Here is a 16731-nt window from a genome sequence, read left to right as displayed (position 1 = left end):
CGCAAGCCGCTCTCTTGATCCTGCCCCCCGCAAACGTCTATATGAGCGCCGAACACGCAAACATGATGACGAGGACGCACTATGGCAGGCCACTCCAAATGGGCCAACATCCAGCACCGCAAGGGGCGTCAGGACGCCGCGCGGTCCAAACTGTTTTCCAAACTGTCGAAAGAGATCACCGTGGCCGCCAAGATGGGCGACCCCGATCCCGACAAGAACCCGCGCCTGCGTCTGGCGGTGAAAGAAGCCAAGTCGAACTCGGTCCCCAAGGACGTGATCGACCGCGCGATCAAGAAATCCCAAGCGGGTGAAGGCGACGATTACGAAGAAATCCGCTATGAGGGCTATGGGCCCAATGGTGTTGCGGTAATTGTCGAAACCATGACCGACAACCGCAACCGGACCGCATCGACCGTTCGTTCCACGTTCTCGAAGAACGGTGGCAATCTGGGCGAGACCGGCTCGGTTGGGTTCATGTTTGACCGCAAGGGTGAGGTCATTTACCCGGCAGATGCTGGTGATGCCGACACGATTTTTGAGGCCGCCATCGAGGCCGGAGCCGAAGACGTCGAAAGCTCGGAAGACGGTCACATCATCTGGTGCGCGGATACTGATCTGAACGATGTCTCCTCTGCATTGGAAACCGCGCTTGGAGAATCGGAATCCACCAAGTTGGTCTGGAAACCGACCACAACGACGGAACTGGGCCTTGAGGACATGCAAAAGTTGATGAAGCTGGTCGATGCGCTGGAAGACGATGACGATGTGCAGCGTGTCACGACCAACTTCGAAGCCACCGATGAGGTCATGGCGCAGCTTTAAGCTGACCCATACCAGCTCATTGAAACCCGGTCGCAACGGCCGGGTTTTTTGGTTTTTGATGGTTTTATTGAATTATTGGCTGAAACAGTCGATGCGCTTAGGCTGAAAGTGCGGGAAATACAGAAAACACGAAGACACAGTACGAATGACATCCGAAACTTCCGATCAGACCAAGCGCAACGTGCCCGTCCTGGCCGGGCAAAGTATCCTGTCTCAGGTCGCGTGGACGCTCGGCAGCCCGTCGGTTGTTTTGCCGTTTTTAGCCGTTTCCTTCGAGTTGCCGATGTTTGTGGCGGGGGCGCTGGTGTCGGTGCGGATGGTCGGTTGTTTAATTGCGGACTTCTTTTTAGCGCAACCCGTTGCGGCAAGAAGCAAGAAGAAACGTGCAATTGCGCTGACCGAAGCGGTCATTGGCGCCTGTCTGGTTCTGGCAATCGCTGCGGCCGCAACCGGGGCTGTCCCATTGATCGCGGCGGTTTTCCTGTCTGTATTTCTGGTGATCGGGCTTGTCAGCGAAGTGCAGACCCTGATGCTTACGGATCTGCTCGGGGACCACGTTCAGGCGCGTTCGCGCATGGTCATGCAATACCTGCAACTTGGTGCCGGGGGGCTATGTGCCATTGGCCTTGCGTTGCTGGTGCATCAGTTCACCAAGGATAATCCACCCTTTTCGCGCCATTCAGTCATGATTGGCGTTTCGGTTTTATTCTTCCTGCTGTCGGGTCTGTTCATGCTGGCGATGACGGAAACCGTGCGTGAGGGTGCACCGACGACGCCGCAGAAGTCCGAAAGGGGCATTTCGATTAAGGCGAATATCAAGGGTATTCTGGACATGTTCGAATACCAATGGTTCCGGCGGTATATGATCATGCGTCTGCCCTTGGTTGCTGTGTCGCTGTCTGTTCCGTTCTTCGCTCTCATCGCAGCCGAAGCGCATCACAGCTCGACACAGGGATTGACCGCGATGATCGTTTCTTCCGCTTCGGGATATCTTGTATCGGGTCCTCTGTGGCAAACCATCAACATGAAATCCCATCGTGCGGTCATGGTGGTCGGGACATTGATGGTCGCCGCAACAGGCAGTGTCCTTTTGGTGTTCCACTATTTGGGCATTGACCATCAGGTTCATTTGCATGCAATTGCGCTGTTCATTGTCACCGTTGCGGTGACCGGGATCAGCAGTGCGCGCAAGCTCTATTTTCTGGATGTGGCACCCAAAGAGCAGCGGGTGCGGGGATCGGCGGCGGTCAAGGCGTTCGCGCGTTTAACCGCGGTGTTGTTGTCTGCGGGCCTTGCCGCTGTCGCCCATATGCACGAGGTCGCGATGGCCGTCGCATTCATCGTCGTCGCCAGTCTGGTGTCCTGTATAAACTGCTACCGCATGATGCAACCAGAACGGAAAAAGGCGGAACAGCCCTCGAATTGAGTTTTTGGCGAGCGTCGCGAAAGCCTCAGAAGAAGGATGAAATCTCTTCCAGGGGTTTCTTGAGTTTTGCCACAGCAGGCACAGTCGCTCCTTCTGACGGGTGTCCCACCGCGATAATCATGGTTGGTTTTTCCGACGCGGGCCGGTCCAGCGCGTCGTTCAGAAACCGCATCGGGTTTGGGGTGTGGGTCAGGGTGCTGAGGCCCGCGTGATGCAGCGCGGCAATCAGAAAGCCGGTGGCAATGTTCACACTTTCCGGGACGTAGTAGTTCTTGTACCGCGTTCCATCCTCGAATTGCCCCCAGCGCTGGGCAAAAACCACGATCAGCCAGGGGGCGATTGTCAGATGTTCTTTGACCGCGTTGGTGCCGATGGGCTCCAGCGCCTTGATCCATTCATCCCCGGCGCCACCTGCGTAGAACCGGCGTTCTTCTTCTTCGGCTTCTTCCCGGATGCGGTGTTTCAGGGCAGGGTCCGAGATGGCTGCAAAATGCCAGGGTTGGTGATTGGCGCCTGACGGGGCGGTACCCGCAGTGCGCAGACTGGTTTCGATTACCTCACGGGCAACGGGGCGGGGGCTGAAATCCCGGATAGTATGACGCTGACGCATCTTTTCATAAAATGCCTGCGCCGCGCCCAGCATGTCTGCATCGCTGATGTCGCACCGGTCCGGCAGGGGAATCGGGTCATAGCCAAGAGCGTCACGTGAGAACATCGGTCCCTCCGAAAATGTCGTGTCTGTTTAGCTGCTTTGAGGCAGAAGCAAAATTCGTTCTGAGGCACGTTTGACAGCCTGGGTCAGAGGTTTGAGCGCGGGCGCAAGAACACGCCCAACCTGCCAGCTCAGCGCGACATCCAACGGCGCATCGGGCACGATGGGGCGCAACAGCCCATGTTTCAAAGCCTCCTGCACCAGAGCTGCGGGGTTCATGCCCCACCCAAGCCCGGCAATCGCCGCGTCCACAAATCCGTGTGAAGAAGGCAGGAAATGAGACGGGGGTGAAAGGCGTTTGCCAGTGTGCTGAACAATCCATGCCCTTTGCAGCCCGTCCTTTTGGTTGAAAACCAGGCAGGGTGCCTTGCCAAGTTCTGCCTCGGTCACTTTGTCCCGAAACCAGGTGTTGATGAATTCCGGGCTGGCTGTTGGCAGATAGCGCAACACGCCCAATGGGATCGCGTCGCACCCGGTCACTGTCTGGCCACCAACGGTGACGGCGGCGCTTACCTCGCCCCGTCGCAGCCAGTCTGCGGAGTGATCCTGATCGTCGATCACCAGATCGAACAGCATGTCAGGCACCTGCGCCATCGCATCAACAAACCAGGTGGCCAGACTGTCTGCAGGTACGGCGATACGGACGCGGGCGGACCTTGGTTCCTGCTCCAGCGTTAGTTCTCGAACCAGCTGTGCCTCAAGCAGTCCGACATCTTCCGCGTAACGGGCAATGCGCAGCCCGGCGGGCGTCCCGGTACAAGGGCTGCCCCGATGTATCAGGGTGGCTCCAATCCGATCCTCAAGCGCCCTGATCCGCTGGGATATCGCCGAGGGCGTCACCGCCAGCTCTGCCGCAGCCGCATCAAAGCTGCCATGACGCAGAATGGCAGACAAAGCGGACAGGTGAAGAGGATCTAGCAACATTAGTCAGGCTTAACTCGGGGTAACATCTTTAATTTGATAGATCGCACCAACGGCCTTAGTCAACGTCTTGCAATAGCAGGAGGTCCCATGCCCACGTCCATGATCGCCGGTTTCGCGCTGGGTTTCAGTCTGATCCTCGCCATCGGGGCACAGAACGCCTTTATTTTGCGACAGGGGTTGCGGCGTGAACATGTGTTTCTTCTGTGCCTGACCTGCTCAATGTCTGACGCGGTTTTGATTGTTGCAGGCGTCACAGGGTTCGGGACTCTGGCCCATTCAGCCCCCTGGTTTGAACCTGTACTGCGATTTGGCGGGGCCGCTTTTCTGACGTGGTATGGGCTGCGCAGCTTCGGGTCTGCCCTGCGGGGTGGCGCGGTGTTGGAAACGGGCAACGGCCAGCGAACCAGCCTTAGAACCGCGATGCTTACCGTTCTCGCCTTCACCTGGCTGAACCCGCATGTCTATCTGGATACAGTGGTTCTGATCGGTTCCATCTCGGCACAGTATGATGACCGGGTCGGATTTGCCATTGGGGCGGTCATTTCCAGCTTTGTCTTCTTCTTTTCACTTGGATACGGCGCAGGTGTTCTGTCTCCGGTGTTTGCGCGCCCGCGCGCCTGGCAGGTGCTGGATGCAGTGATCGGTGTCGTAATGCTGGGTATCGCACTGAAACTTGTTGTCATGTGAAGGGTTGTTCCCGGCAGGGTTTCGGTGTTCAACCTAAGCCATGACAACTCTCGCCGTATCGTCGCGCCCGCTTGCCGGTATGTTCTGGATGTTTGCCGCCGGGCTGTCCTTTGTTGTGATGACCGCATTGGTCAAATCTCTGGGCACGACGATGAATCCGATCCAGGCCGCATTCCTGCGTTATGCGCTGGGATTGGTGTTTCTGTTACCGGCCTTGCGGTCGATCATGGCGACCCGGCTGACACCCCGCCTGCTGACGCTGTTCGGTTTGCGCGGTGTAGTACACGCGATTGCTGTCATGCTTTGGTTCTTCGCCATGACACAAATTCCCTTGGCCGAAGTCACTGCGATGAACTACATGACGCCGGTTTATGTCACCTTGGGTGCAGCCCTGTTTCTGGGCGAGAAGCTGGCTTTTCGCAGGGTCGCCGCGATTCTGGTCGCTTTGGTGGGCGTGCTGGTCATCCTGCGCCCCGGGTTTCGCGAGGTCTCACAAGGTCACCTTGCCATGCTCGGAACGGCCCTGATGCTAAGCGGGTCCTATTTGCTGGCCAAGCTTCTTGTCCGCGACGTTCCACCTTCGGTTGTTGTGGCGCATCTGTCCATCTGGGTAACCATAGCCTTGATCCCCTTTGCGGTTGCCGTCTGGACCCGGCCCAGTATGCAAGAACTCGGGGTTCTGTTTCTGGTGGCCAGCTTTGCGACCGCAGGTCATTACTTCATGACATTGGCGTTGCAGGCCGCGCCTGTGGCCGTCACACAACCCGTCACTTTCCTGCAGTTGATCTGGGCCACGCTTGTGGGTGCAGCAATCTTCCACGAAAGCGTCGACCTTTGGGTTGTGGCTGGCGGAACCCTGATACTGGGCGCTGTAAGCTTCATCTCATGGCGCGAGTTCATGTTGAACCGGCGGGACTTGACGCCTCCCAGTATTGCGCCGAAGCTGTAACAAGACATCTCAGTGTTTACATTGATTGACGAGTCAATAAAAACATCCTAGCTTGGTCGCATGACACCTGTATGGGGAAAGCGATGCCAAAAGTTGGAATGGAGCCGATCCGCAAGGACGCGATTGTTCGAGCGACGATTGCTGAACTGGGTGTCAAGAAATCCCTGGATGTAACCGTAAGCCAGATTGCCAAACGCGCGGGCATGTCCAGCGCATTGGCACACCATTATTTTGGCGGAAAGGATCAGATATTTCTGGCCGCAATGCGTCAGATCCTCGCCGACTTCAGCGACGAAGCCAGGGCCCAGTTGAAAGCGGCCAAACCGGGCAATCGGGCAGAGGCGATTATCCACGCCTGTTTTGCCCCTTCGTGTTTCACACCTGACGTGACTGCCGCCTGGATGACGTTTTATGTGTTGGCGCAGACCAACAGTGACGCGCTGCGATTGTGGCAGATCTATCAGGCGCGCATCAGATCGAATCTGGTTCATGCCCTGCGTCCAAGGATGCTGGATCCGGTTGAGGCTGCCGAGAATATGATTGCCCTGATTGACGGGCTCTATATTCGCGCAGCACTCAGCGCCCCGGAAGAACCGCAACTGGCCGTGAACCACGCTATGCGCGTGCTCGATACTCTGCTCGAGGCTGAAAAATGTCAAAACCAAACATTCTGATCCTGATGGTGGATCAGCTGAACGGAACCCTCTTTCCCGACGGTCCCGCTGACTGGCTTCATGCTCCGAACCTGAAGAAACTGGCCGAACGGTCGACCCGCTTTGCCAACGCTTATACTGCGTCGCCGCTTTGCGCGCCGGGGCGGGCCAGCTTCATGTCCGGTCAATTACCCTCACGCACCGGCGTCTACGACAACGCGGCTGAGTTCCGCAGCGATATCCCAACTTACGCACACCATTTGCGCAGGGCCGGCTATTACACCTGTCTGTCAGGCAAAATGCACTTTGTCGGCCCGGACCAGATGCACGGGTTTGAGGATCGCCTGACAACTGATATCTACCCGGCCGATTTTGGCTGGACACCGGATTACCGCAAACCGGGCGAGCGGATCGACTGGTGGTATCACAACATGGGATCGGTGACCGGCGCGGGTGTTGCCGAGATTTCCAACCAGATGGAGTATGATGACGAGGTCGCCTATAACGCCAAGGCCAAACTGTATGACCTTGCGCGCGGCAAGGATGACCGCCCGTGGTGCGTGACGGTCAGCTTCACCCATCCGCATGATCCCTATGTCGCCCGTCGCAAATACTGGGACCTTTACGAGGATTGCGCGCATCTGCTGCCCGAAATCGCTGATATCGGCTATGACAACCAGGATCCTCACGCCAAGCGGATCTTCGATGCCAACGACTGGCGTAGCTTCGACATCACCCAAGAAGATATCCGAAAGTCGCGCCGCGCCTATTTCGCCAATATTTCCTATCTGGACGACAAGATCGGTGAAATCCTCGAAGTGCTCGAAACGACACGGCAAGAGGCGATCATCCTGTTCGTCTCGGATCACGGTGACATGCTGGGCGAACGTGGCCTTTGGTTCAAAATGAACTTCTACGAAGGCTCGGCGCGCGTTCCTTTGATGATTTCATCCCCGGACTTGCCTGCCGGGCGGATCGATACGCCAGTTTCCACCATCGATGTCACACCCACACTCGGGGCTCTGGCAGGTGTTGACATGGCCGAGATCGCCCCATGGACGGACGGTGAAAACCTGGTGCCGCTGGCGCAAGGCGGGGAACGAACCGCACCTGTGGCCATGGAATATGCGGCCGAAGCATCTTACGCGCCGCTGGTGTCGCTGCGCTATGGCAAGTGGAAATACAATCGATGCGCGCTGGACCCGGATCAATTGTTTGATCTCGAGGCAGACCCGCATGAACTGACCAATCTGGCAGACAGCCCCGAACATGCGGGCACGCTGCAAACACTGCGCGCAAAGTCCGAGGCCCGCTGGGATTTGGAGCGCTTCGACGCGGATGTCCGCGCCAGTCAGGCGCGGCGTTGGGTTGTGTACGAAGCGCTGCGGCAGGGCGGATACTACCCGTGGGATTATCAGCCGCTGCAAAAAGCGTCGGAACGCTACATGCGCAATCACATGGATCTGAACATCGTCGAGGAAAACGCCCGGTTCCCACGCGGCGAGTAACCTCTTCATCTTTTTGAAAATACTCCCGCCGGAGGCGTCATACCCGGCGGGTGAGGAGTTGTGAATATGGAAGCAGATTTTGTCATCGTTGGCGCAGGGTCCGCAGGCTGCGCAATGGCATATCGTCTGAGCGAAGGTGGGGCCTCGGTCCTTGTGATCGAGCACGGTGGTACCGACATGGGGCCGTTTATCCAGATGCCTGCCGCGCTCAGCTATCCGATGAACATGTCGCGCTATGACTGGGGGTATCAGTCCGAGCCCGAACCGCATCTGAACAACCGCCGTCTGGCCTGCCCGCGCGGCAAGGTAATCGGCGGGTCGTCGTCGATCAACGGCATGGTCTATGTGCGCGGTCACGCACGCGATTTCGACACCTGGGCCGAGATGGGGGCTGACGGTTGGTCTTATGCGGATGTGCTGCCCTATTACAAACGCATGGAGACATGGCATGACGGAGGCCATGGGGGCGATCCGGCCTGGCGCGGAACCAACGGGCCGTTGCACGTATCGCGCGGTCCACGAGCAAACCCACTGTTTCAGGCCTTTGTCGATGCAGGCCAGCAAGCGGGATACGAGGTCACCGGCGACTATAACGGAGAAAAGCAGGAAGGCTTTGGCCCGATGGAGCAGACCGTCTGGAAAGGGCGGCGCTGGTCGGCGGCGAATGCCTATCTGAAGCCAGCGCTCAAACGCGACAATTGCGATATCGTGCGGGGTCTTGCGTCTCGGGTTGTTATGGAAAACGGTCGCGCCACTGGTGTGGAACTGATCCGTGGCGATAAGAAAGAAATCATCAAGGCCCGGCGGGAGGTCGTTCTGGCCGCGTCCTCGATCAACTCGCCCAAGCTGCTTATGCTGTCCGGAATCGGACCGGGCGCGCATCTGGCCGAGCATGGGATCGACGTCGTTGCGGATCGTCCGGGGGTGGGTGCAAACCTTCAGGACCATCTGGAGCTGTATATTCAACAAGCTTCGCTACAGCCGATCACGCTCTACAAGCACTGGAACCTGTTCAGCAAAGGCCTGATCGGGGCGCAATGGTTGTTTACCAAGACAGGTTTGGGCGCATCGAACCAGTTTGAAAGCGCGGCGTTCATCAGGTCGAAACCGGGCGTGGAGTATCCCGACATTCAGTACCACTTTCTGCCGATCGCAGTTCGCTATGACGGGCAGGCGGCGGCAGAGGGGCACGGGTTCCAGGCGCATGTCGGCCCGATGCGGTCCCCGTCGCGCGGGGCGGTCACATTGCGGTCTGCCCAAGCCGCAGACGCGCCGGTGATCAAGTTCAACTACATGAGTCACGAAGAAGATTGGGAAGATTTCCGCACTTGTATCCGGCTGACCCGCGAAATCTTTGGGCAAAACGCTTTCAAACCCTATGCGGGCAAGGAAATTCAGCCGGGTGCCGCTGTGCAAACGGATGAAGAGCTGAACGCCTTTATCGCGGAACATGCCGAAAGCGCCTATCACCCCTGCGGCACCTGCCGGATGGGGCGTGCGGATGACAAAGGTGCGGTGGTCGATCCCGAGGGTCGCGTCATCGGCGTGGACGGGCTGCGCGTCGCGGACAGTTCGATTTTCCCGCAGATCACCAACGGCAATCTCAACGCGCCCTCGATCATGGTTGGCGAGAAAGTATCGGATTCTTTGCTGGGCAAAGACCCGTTGCCCAAGGCCAATGACCGCCCGTGGATTCACCCCGGCTGGGCAACCGCTCAGCGTTAATCCTTCTGAACTGCCCCCGGTTGAATGCGTAAATTTTCGGCGGTTGCCGGGGGTATGCTGGCAAAAAGTTCAGTGTTCCTGTCCAGATAAGCCTGAGCCACGTTTCAGAACAACTTGCCCCCTGCACGGCAGGATGGCGCGTGGCGTTGTTTTGAAATTCGCGGGATTATTACGGCTAGTTGATCCGGGTCAAAGCGAAAGCCCGGTCACGCTTCTATCACTGATTTGCAACGACATATGAAGGAGCGAACAGAGATGTCTCACACCCCGCATGAACTGGCCGAAGAGTTTCCGGACAAAGTTGAACTGATGAGCCAGCTCAAGCAGTCGGATGCGCATTTTGCCCGGCTGGCCGATGAGTATCATGAGGTCAACCGCGAAGTACACCGCGCCGAAACCAATGTCGAACCCATAGAGGAACTGGCCGAGGTTGATCTGCGCAAAAAACGCGCCGCGCTAAAGGATGAGATCTGGGCGATCCTATCCAAGGCTTAAACCACTGGCGGGGGCTCTGCCCCCGTCGTCGCCAGAGACGCGACTGCGGTGGGATAATAAATCAGACTAAGATCAGGTCACTTCATAGGGCAGGGTGCCGCGAATATGGGTGTCGATGCTCAGACGACGTTCCAGCGGCGGAACCGAACGCTGGTGACATGTTTGCCGCTCGCAGATGCGGCAGGAAATTCCGATGGGCTCGTAGGCGCTGGCATTGTTGATGTCGAGGTTGTCGGCATAAACAAGCGCCGGGGCATGACGGACCTCGCATCCCAGCGCAATGGCATACCTTCTGACGGGTGCACCGAACGAGCCCCCCGATTTTGAGACATCCCGCGCCAGCGAGATATAGCGAACACCATCAGGCGTTTCCGCCAGCTGCCGCAGGAAATGACCGGGTGTTTCAAAGGCCCGATGCACGTTCCAAAGCGGGCAAGCCCCACCAAAGCGCGCAAATTGCAGGCGTGTGGCCGAGTGCCGCTTGGTGATCGTCCCCGCCTGATCAACCCGAACGAAGAAGAACGGGATGCCCTTGGCGCCGGGACGCTGTAGTGTCGACAGCCGATGTGCAACCTGCTCGACCGACGCCCCGAACCGGTTGCTGAGCAGCTCCAGATCGTGACGCTCTTCCTGAGCGGCGGTCAAAAACGCGGTATAAGGCATCAGAGAGGCACCAGCGAAATAGTTGGCAAGACCGATCTTGGCGATGGCGCGGGCTTCGTCGCTTTGGAATTTGGCGAAATCCAGCGTCGCCTCCAGCAACTGGTCCTGACTGATCAGCGCGACCTGCAACAGAAGCTGGAACACCTGCGTCTGCGGCGCTGCACGGGAGGACAGGCGCAAAATTTTGCTGTCGACATCATAAGCGCGCAAGGGGCCCATATCTGAAAAAACCACCTGAATTCCGCGTTCTGAAAGGCTGCTCAGGGCGGCTTGCCGGATACCGCCGGGGCCGTCGGCGCGGTTGGCAAAAAGTTCCGCTGCCCTGTCCACGGCGTCGATGTAGTTGTCGCAATAGTGGAAGAAATCACGCACTTCTTCCCACGGGCTGGCCTGAATACGTGCATCTTCACGCCCCAAAGCCTCGTCCAGCGAGGCTAGTCGTTCATGTGTCTGCCGGTAGGTTTTGTGCAATTCGATAAACGCGCGCGCCAGGGCCGGGGCGTTGGAAGCTGTCAGGCGCAGATCGGCCAGAGGGGGCTGTATGTCGGCAAAAACAGGATCGGCCAGCGCCTCGCGCATGTCTGAAACAAGACGTTCGCTGTCGCCGGTGCTGAGTTCGGTAACATCCATTCCGAATTCCTGCGCCAGAGCCAGCACAACCGTGGTCGAGATCGGCCGGTTGTTGTTCTCCATCTGGTTCAGATAAGGTAGTGAAACGCCCAGTTTGGCGGCAAATTCGCGCTGCGTCAGGGTCAGGCGCGTCCGCATTTCGCGCAGTTTCGCGCCCGCATAGAGCTTTTGGGTGGCCATAGGATGCCTTTGCAAGTTTTCCAATTTCCGAGGTTAACTTTGCAAAGTCATTGGGGCAAGCGGTTACAGCCCCAATTGTCGTTCTCTTCGTACGACAGTTGAAATTGCGACGATCGCCAGAACGGCTGTTGCCAGCATCAGCCAAAGCAGCGGCATCGCGCCGGTTTCACGTGTCAGCAAGGCACCTGCCAGCGCGCTCAGCCCGGCGCCGCCGCCCAGCATGATGGCACCACTCAGGCCCGATGCGGTTGCAGCCAGTTGAGGGCGCACTGATAGCGCGCCCGAAGTTGCGTTGGGGATGACCATGCCATTACCGACGCCCACAAATGTCATGAACCCAAAGAAACTGAGTGCGGTTCCGCGGTCCGCTAGAAACAGCAATGCCGATACAGCTACGCCAAACGCATTGAACAGGCTTCCCCACAGCACCATGCGGTTCACGCCGAACCGCACTGAAAACCGCCCGCTCATGAAGTTGCCGACAAAATACCCAACTGCTGGTGCGCCAAAATAAATGCCAACCTGCGCCGCGCTCAACCCGAACAATTCTGTGCCAATGAAAGGTGCGCCGCCGAGATAGGCGAAAAACGAACCCGATGAGAAGGCGCAAGCCAGTGAGTATCCCCAGAACCGTGGCGAGGTCAGAAGTTCGGGGTATTCCTTGAACTGCTGGACAAGCGTTTTGCCGCTCTTTGCCGATGTTTCCCCAAAGTCCGAATAGGTCAGTGCCATAGTCAGCAAACCTACGGCAAAGGGCAGCCAGAAATTCGCTTTCCAACCAAAGCTTACTTCCAGCAAGCCGCCGACGGCAGGGCCAATCATCGGAACTACGGCCATGCCCATCGTCACATAACCGATCATTGAGGCAGCTTGGTCCTGATCGTACATATCCCGTACCGCAGCGCGGCTGAGAACCATACCGACAACCACAACCGCCTGACACATCCTGAACGCCAGAAAAACCGTAGCATTGGGTGCAAAGATGCACCCAAGGGTCGCCATCAGGAACAGGCCAAGGCCCCACAGTAAAACTGGTCTGCGTCCTGCCTGATCCGCAATTGGACCTATAAGAATTTGCAGAATGGCATTGATCAGCAGATAAAGCGCAATCGACAGCTGCATGACCTTGTAATCGGTTTCGAAATACTCGGCCATGTTTGGCAGGCTGGGCAGAAACAGGTTCATGCTCAGGGCGGACAGGCCCGAGAGTAAAACAAGCGTCGCCAATGTGGGTGGTGTGCGGTGGACCGCGTCAGAGCTGAACTGCATGGTTCACATGTATAGCCGTGGATTTACGGAATGCCAGCCATTCGCAAAATTGCCTGCGAGAATTCGCAGTTTTGCAATTATCCAAATTACTGTTGCTGAAATTTTGCAAATTTGCCGAAAATAGCTTTGGATGAGCGGCCCAAACAGGTAGGGTCCCGTCAAATTTATAAGGGGATAGTCGTCATGAAAGACATTCTTTCCGAGTTGGAAGGCCGCCGCGATAACGCGCGTCTGGGCGGTGGGCAGAAACGGATCGATGCCCAGCACGCTCGCGGCAAACTGACCGCGCGTGAACGGATCGAACTGCTGTTGGACGAGGGCAGCTTTGAAGAGTTTGACATGTTCGTCAGCCACCGCTGCACCGATTTCGGGATGGAAAAACAAAAGCCTGCGGGTGACGGTGTTGTCACCGGTTGGGGCACGATCAACGGGCGCATGGTTTATGTGTTCAGCCAGGATTTTACCGTCTTTGGCGGATCGCTGTCGGAAACCCATGCTCAGAAGATCTGCAAGATTATGGACATGGCGGTCCAGAACGGTGCCCCGGTGATCGGAATCAACGATTCGGGCGGCGCACGCATCCAGGAAGGTGTGGCTTCGCTGGCGGGGTATGCCGAAGTGTTCCAGCGCAATATCATGGCCTCGGGCGTGGTGCCGCAGATCAGTGTAATTATGGGGCCCTGCGCGGGTGGCGCGGTGTACAGCCCGGCGATGACCGACTTTATCTTCATGGTCAAAGACACCTCTTACATGTTTGTGACCGGCCCGGATGTGGTGAAGACCGTAACCAACGAAGTGGTAACTGCCGAGGAATTGGGCGGGGCCTCGACCCATACCAAGAAATCCTCAGTCGCTGATGGCGCGTTCGAAAACGACGTCGAAGCTTTGGCCGAGGTGCGGCGCCTGGTGGACTTCCTGCCCCTCAACAACCGCGAAAAGCCGCCCGTGCGCCCGTTCTTTGACGAACCCGGCCGGATCGAGGCTTCGCTGGACACTCTTGTGCCAGAAAATCCGAACACGCCCTACGATATGAAGGAACTCATCGCCAAAGTGGCGGACGAGGGCGATTTCTATGAAATTCAGGAAGATTTTGCGAAGAACATCATTACCGGGTTCATCCGGTTGGAAGGTCAGACCGTAGGCGTCGTCGCAAACCAGCCGATGGTGCTGGCCGGGTGTCTGGATATCGACTCCTCGCGCAAGGCTGCGCGCTTTGTACGCTTCTGTGACTGCTTCGAAATCCCGATTCTTACACTGGTCGACGTTCCTGGCTTCCTGCCGGGAACAAGCCAGGAATATGGCGGCGTCATCAAACATGGGGCCAAGTTGCTGTTTGCCTATGGCGAGGCAACCGTGCCGAAGGTGACGGTGATTACCCGAAAGGCTTATGGTGGTGCTTACGACGTTATGGCCTCCAAGCATTTGCGCGGTGATTTCAACTATGCCTGGCCCACCGCCGAAATTGCGGTCATGGGGGCCAAAGGGGCGACCGAGATCATTCACCGCGCCGATCTGGGGGATGCGGACAAGATCGCATCTCACACCAAGGATTACGAAGACCGATTTGCAAATCCCTTCGTGGCAGCCGAGCGCGGCTTCATCGATGAGGTGATCATGCCGCATTCGACCCGCCGTCGTGTATCCCGGGCATTTGCCAGCTTGCGCGGCAAACAGCTGAAGAACCCGTGGAAAAAGCACGACAATATCCCGCTGTGATCCTTCTGGGGGCGGGGTGGCCCGCCCCGCTCAATCTTAGACTGCCACAGCGGCTCTGAGACTAAAACGCCCTCAAATTGAGGCGGAATTGACAAAAACCGGCAAATAGTTGAATGATCCGACCCGTCAGACATAGAACCGCGCAGACCAATCGTACTGCGCGCGCGACCCCGGAAGGAGGAGCTCGCCGCTGGTGGGTCCGGGGTCGCGCCATTTGTCTGGTTGCTCTCGCCTTCAGCCATCCTGCTTTTGCAGACTCCGATACTTTGCTGCCGGTTCCGTCGGGCCAGCCAGTGCAACTGAGCGATGTCCTGCTGGACAACAATCCCGGCGAGCTTTGGCTGCGCTTTCGCTTTATCGCGCCCAGAATAGGCGCGTCAGTGGGACGGATCGGGTATGATGTTGCGTCGAAGGATATGGAGCATCTGTGCCAGATTCTGGCCGTTCCATATGTCGCGCAGCATGAATTGCATCCGGCGCGGGTCGTGATCTCTTTGTCCGATCGCCCGGTAGAGTTTGGTGATGCCGCCCCTGATGCGACCCAGTTTTTTGAGGCCTACCGGCTGGAGCAGTCCCAGTGTATCTGGGAGGGGCTTTGACCATGACCGCAGGAATCCATGAGTGCAAAGCGTCTCAGACCAACTGTGCGGCTTTGGAGGTGCGCATCATGATCCCATCCCTTTTCGGGCTCGAATTGCTTTTGTCTGCAAGTATGACACAAGAGGGCCTTTCATGCTGAAGCATCGTGGTTTCCCCGGTCGCCTTTCAGGCACTGACTTTCAGTTCACCATTCGTCGCGCCAACCCAAAGGGCGCTACACCGTTAACGCGGCGCGAGCGGTTTCGGGACCGTAAACCTGCGGACAGGCGCGCTGATAGTGCGTTCATGGAAGCCCTTTGGGCCCATTTCGGCGACCAGCCGTTCGAACGGGGCAATCTGGATGCTGGGCGTTTGAGCTGGCTGTTCGGGCGCGAAGTCATCCCGGCAGAAGACCCCTTTGATCCGGCCAGTTATGATGCCTTGCTCGTTATCGACGTAAACGCTGCGCGCGCATCCTTCCCGGACGTCATCGACGGGATGGACTGATTGTGACATTCGCTGCCGCACATAATCCGATCACTGCCAGTTTCGGGAAAATCCTGCCCGAAACCGGGCAGGATTTATGTGTGGTCTCAGAAGTTCAACTGGGCTGCAAGCTGAACGCGGCTGCCGTCAAAGGTTCTGCCGGTGGGCGCGTCATTCCGCTCGCCATAGATGTATTCGGCGCTGAGCGTCAGACTGTCTGTCGCCTTGTAGAACGCGTTGACATGGATGGTTTCCAGTTCGGTGAAGGACAGCGTGCCGGTCGAGGTCGGCAGATCATAGTCTTCACGACCGTAAGCAATGCCGACATTCCATTTTGCACCGATGTCCTGCCTGAATTCCACGGTATAGCCATCCACATCGTTGGCCTGCCCACCGACAATGGCATCGCCGAGACCGATCAGGTACGGGCCAAGCGCCTCACCTGTGACGTAGTTGACCTGGAACAACCCGCCTTGCCAGGGGCGAATGCCGCCGGAAAGCGTAAAGCCGGTTTGATCCACTTCGACATTGCCGGAATTGGCTTTACCGTACAAAACGGCACCACGGGCAATGTACGTACCGTCGTTATATTCCGCCGAGGCCGTCAGGACGGGATCATCGGAATTCGACCCGCTGACGTTCTCTTCGATCGAGACCGCAAACTGTGCATTGCTGCCAAGCTGTCCGGTGTATCTCAGCTGCGGGACACGAGCGAATGCGATACCCACCGGTCCGTTGAATTCGACAGTGGTCGGGTAGGTGTCCAATGGTTGGAAGTTGGTCCAGTACTGACCGATCAGGAACTGGTCTCCGATGGTGATGTTGGCATGGCGTATGCGCAATTCAGCCGTGCCGCCGGAACCGAACAGGTCAAGTTCAAGCTGTCCGCCAATGTCACCGATCCCGCTTGGGGTGGTGGTGCGCAGTCCGATCCGCGATTGGCGAACGGTTGCCCCGAAGGTGCCGTCGGTTGCGGCCGAGGGTTCGCCGATGACATTCACGAACGCCGTATCCCCCTGATCGTAGTCGAAGTCATAGAAGAAATCGGCCTTCACGTATCCGTAAACGTCCAGAACGGTGTTGCCGATGCGGAAATCTCCGTTGGCGGGGCTGCTTTTGGCGGCTTCCAGCGCCTCGACCCGGGCGCGCAAAGCGTCGAGTTCGGCCTGGGTCTGGGCGTCCTGGGCAACAGCAAACGTGCCGGTCACACTGAGCGCAGAGGCAGCGAGCAGGAGTGCCTTTTTTCTAGTCATAGTCATGTGGGTGTTCCTTTGAGTGCGAGTGTGCCCAAGGACCGTTTCACGCAG

At 57.6% G+C, this 16731-nt stretch carries 16 protein-coding genes; 11 read left to right on the top strand and 5 right to left on the bottom strand.

Features of this window, described 5'->3' with window-relative positions:
* Positions 1–81: 81 nt before the first annotated feature.
* Both ACR0DS_RS02225 and ACR0DS_RS02220 read left to right on the top strand, forming a co-directional pair.
* Entirely contained in the window at positions 82–822 is a 741-nt protein-coding gene (locus ACR0DS_RS02225; RefSeq protein ID WP_480481976.1) for a YebC/PmpR family DNA-binding transcriptional regulator, read from the top strand.
* Positions 823–967: 145 nt separating this feature from the next.
* The gene (locus tag ACR0DS_RS02220) at positions 968–2248 is read left to right on the top strand and encodes an MFS transporter (protein ID WP_480537391.1); all 1281 of its coding nucleotides are present in this window, start codon (positions 968–970) and stop codon (positions 2246–2248) included.
* Between the two features lie 25 nt (positions 2249–2273).
* Here the strand turns inward: ACR0DS_RS02220 and ACR0DS_RS02215 are convergent, their stop codons facing one another.
* Complete coding sequence (locus ACR0DS_RS02215; protein WP_480557637.1) at positions 2274–2963, bottom strand: nitroreductase family protein; 690 nt, start codon at positions 2961–2963, stop codon at positions 2274–2276.
* 27 nt (positions 2964–2990) lie between these two features.
* On the bottom strand, positions 2991–3884 hold the full coding sequence (locus tag ACR0DS_RS02210) for a LysR family transcriptional regulator ArgP (RefSeq protein WP_480506213.1): 894 nt from the start codon (positions 3882–3884) through the stop codon (positions 2991–2993).
* Positions 3885–3971: 87 nt separating this feature from the next.
* Here ACR0DS_RS02210 and ACR0DS_RS02205 point away from each other — a divergent pair, with 87 nt between their 5' ends.
* The 6 genes from ACR0DS_RS02205 (at position 3972) to ACR0DS_RS02180 (ending at position 9901) form a co-directional block, all read left to right on the top strand.
* Positions 3972–4571, top strand: coding sequence for a LysE/ArgO family amino acid transporter (locus tag ACR0DS_RS02205; protein WP_480557635.1), 600 nt, complete (start codon positions 3972–3974; stop codon positions 4569–4571).
* A 40-nt stretch (positions 4572–4611) separates the two neighbouring features.
* On the top strand, positions 4612–5520 hold the full coding sequence (locus ACR0DS_RS02200) for a DMT family transporter (RefSeq protein ID WP_267365210.1): 909 nt from the start codon (positions 4612–4614) through the stop codon (positions 5518–5520).
* An 83-nt stretch (positions 5521–5603) separates the two neighbouring features.
* Complete coding sequence (gene betI / locus ACR0DS_RS02195; protein ID WP_480557633.1) at positions 5604–6194, top strand: choline-binding transcriptional repressor BetI; 591 nt, start codon at positions 5604–5606, stop codon at positions 6192–6194.
* Positions 6173–7681, top strand: a complete 1509-nt coding sequence (gene betC / locus ACR0DS_RS02190; RefSeq protein ID WP_480557631.1) for a choline-sulfatase — start codon at positions 6173–6175, stop codon at positions 7679–7681. Before betI ends, betC begins: the two co-directional genes overlap by 22 nt.
* 66 nt (positions 7682–7747) lie before the next feature.
* Entirely contained in the window at positions 7748–9406 is a 1659-nt protein-coding gene (gene betA, locus ACR0DS_RS02185; protein WP_480557629.1) for a choline dehydrogenase, read from the top strand.
* A gap of 255 nt (positions 9407–9661) precedes the next feature.
* Complete coding sequence (locus ACR0DS_RS02180) at positions 9662–9901, top strand: HP1242/YdcH family protein (RefSeq protein ID WP_480557627.1); 240 nt, start codon at positions 9662–9664, stop codon at positions 9899–9901.
* A 72-nt stretch (positions 9902–9973) separates the two neighbouring features.
* Here ACR0DS_RS02180 and ACR0DS_RS02175 read toward each other — a convergent pair whose 3' ends face one another.
* Together ACR0DS_RS02175 and ACR0DS_RS02170 are read right to left on the bottom strand one after the other, a co-directional pair.
* Positions 9974–11374 (bottom strand): helix-turn-helix domain-containing protein, encoded by a 1401-nt coding sequence (locus ACR0DS_RS02175; protein WP_209504590.1) that lies wholly within the window; start codon positions 11372–11374, stop codon positions 9974–9976.
* Between the two features lie 63 nt (positions 11375–11437).
* Complete coding sequence (locus ACR0DS_RS02170; protein ID WP_480557625.1) at positions 11438–12643, bottom strand: multidrug effflux MFS transporter; 1206 nt, start codon at positions 12641–12643, stop codon at positions 11438–11440.
* A 183-nt stretch (positions 12644–12826) separates the two neighbouring features.
* On the opposite strand from ACR0DS_RS02170, the gene ACR0DS_RS02165 reads away from it, so the two are divergent.
* From ACR0DS_RS02165 to ACR0DS_RS02155, 3 genes are all read left to right on the top strand, one after another.
* Positions 12827–14359 (top strand): acyl-CoA carboxylase subunit beta, encoded by a 1533-nt coding sequence (locus ACR0DS_RS02165; RefSeq protein ID WP_209597857.1) that lies wholly within the window; start codon positions 12827–12829, stop codon positions 14357–14359.
* 113 nt (positions 14360–14472) lie between these two features.
* Positions 14473–14958: a DUF6497 family protein gene (locus ACR0DS_RS02160; protein ID WP_209504587.1), complete on the top strand. Its 486-nt coding sequence runs from the start codon at positions 14473–14475 to the stop codon at positions 14956–14958.
* A 133-nt stretch (positions 14959–15091) separates the two neighbouring features.
* Positions 15092–15445: a hypothetical protein gene (locus tag ACR0DS_RS02155; RefSeq protein ID WP_480557623.1), complete on the top strand. Its 354-nt coding sequence runs from the start codon at positions 15092–15094 to the stop codon at positions 15443–15445.
* Positions 15446–15531: 86 nt separating this feature from the next.
* Here ACR0DS_RS02155 and ACR0DS_RS02150 read toward each other — a convergent pair whose 3' ends face one another.
* Positions 15532–16683: a DcaP family trimeric outer membrane transporter gene (locus ACR0DS_RS02150; protein WP_480557621.1), complete on the bottom strand. Its 1152-nt coding sequence runs from the start codon at positions 16681–16683 to the stop codon at positions 15532–15534.
* Positions 16684–16731 lie beyond the last annotated feature (48 nt).

The organism is Ruegeria sp. AF5, assembly GCF_056541905.1.
Note: the sequence above shows the minus strand (reverse complement) of the source record. Positions and strands in the feature narration are given on the sequence as shown.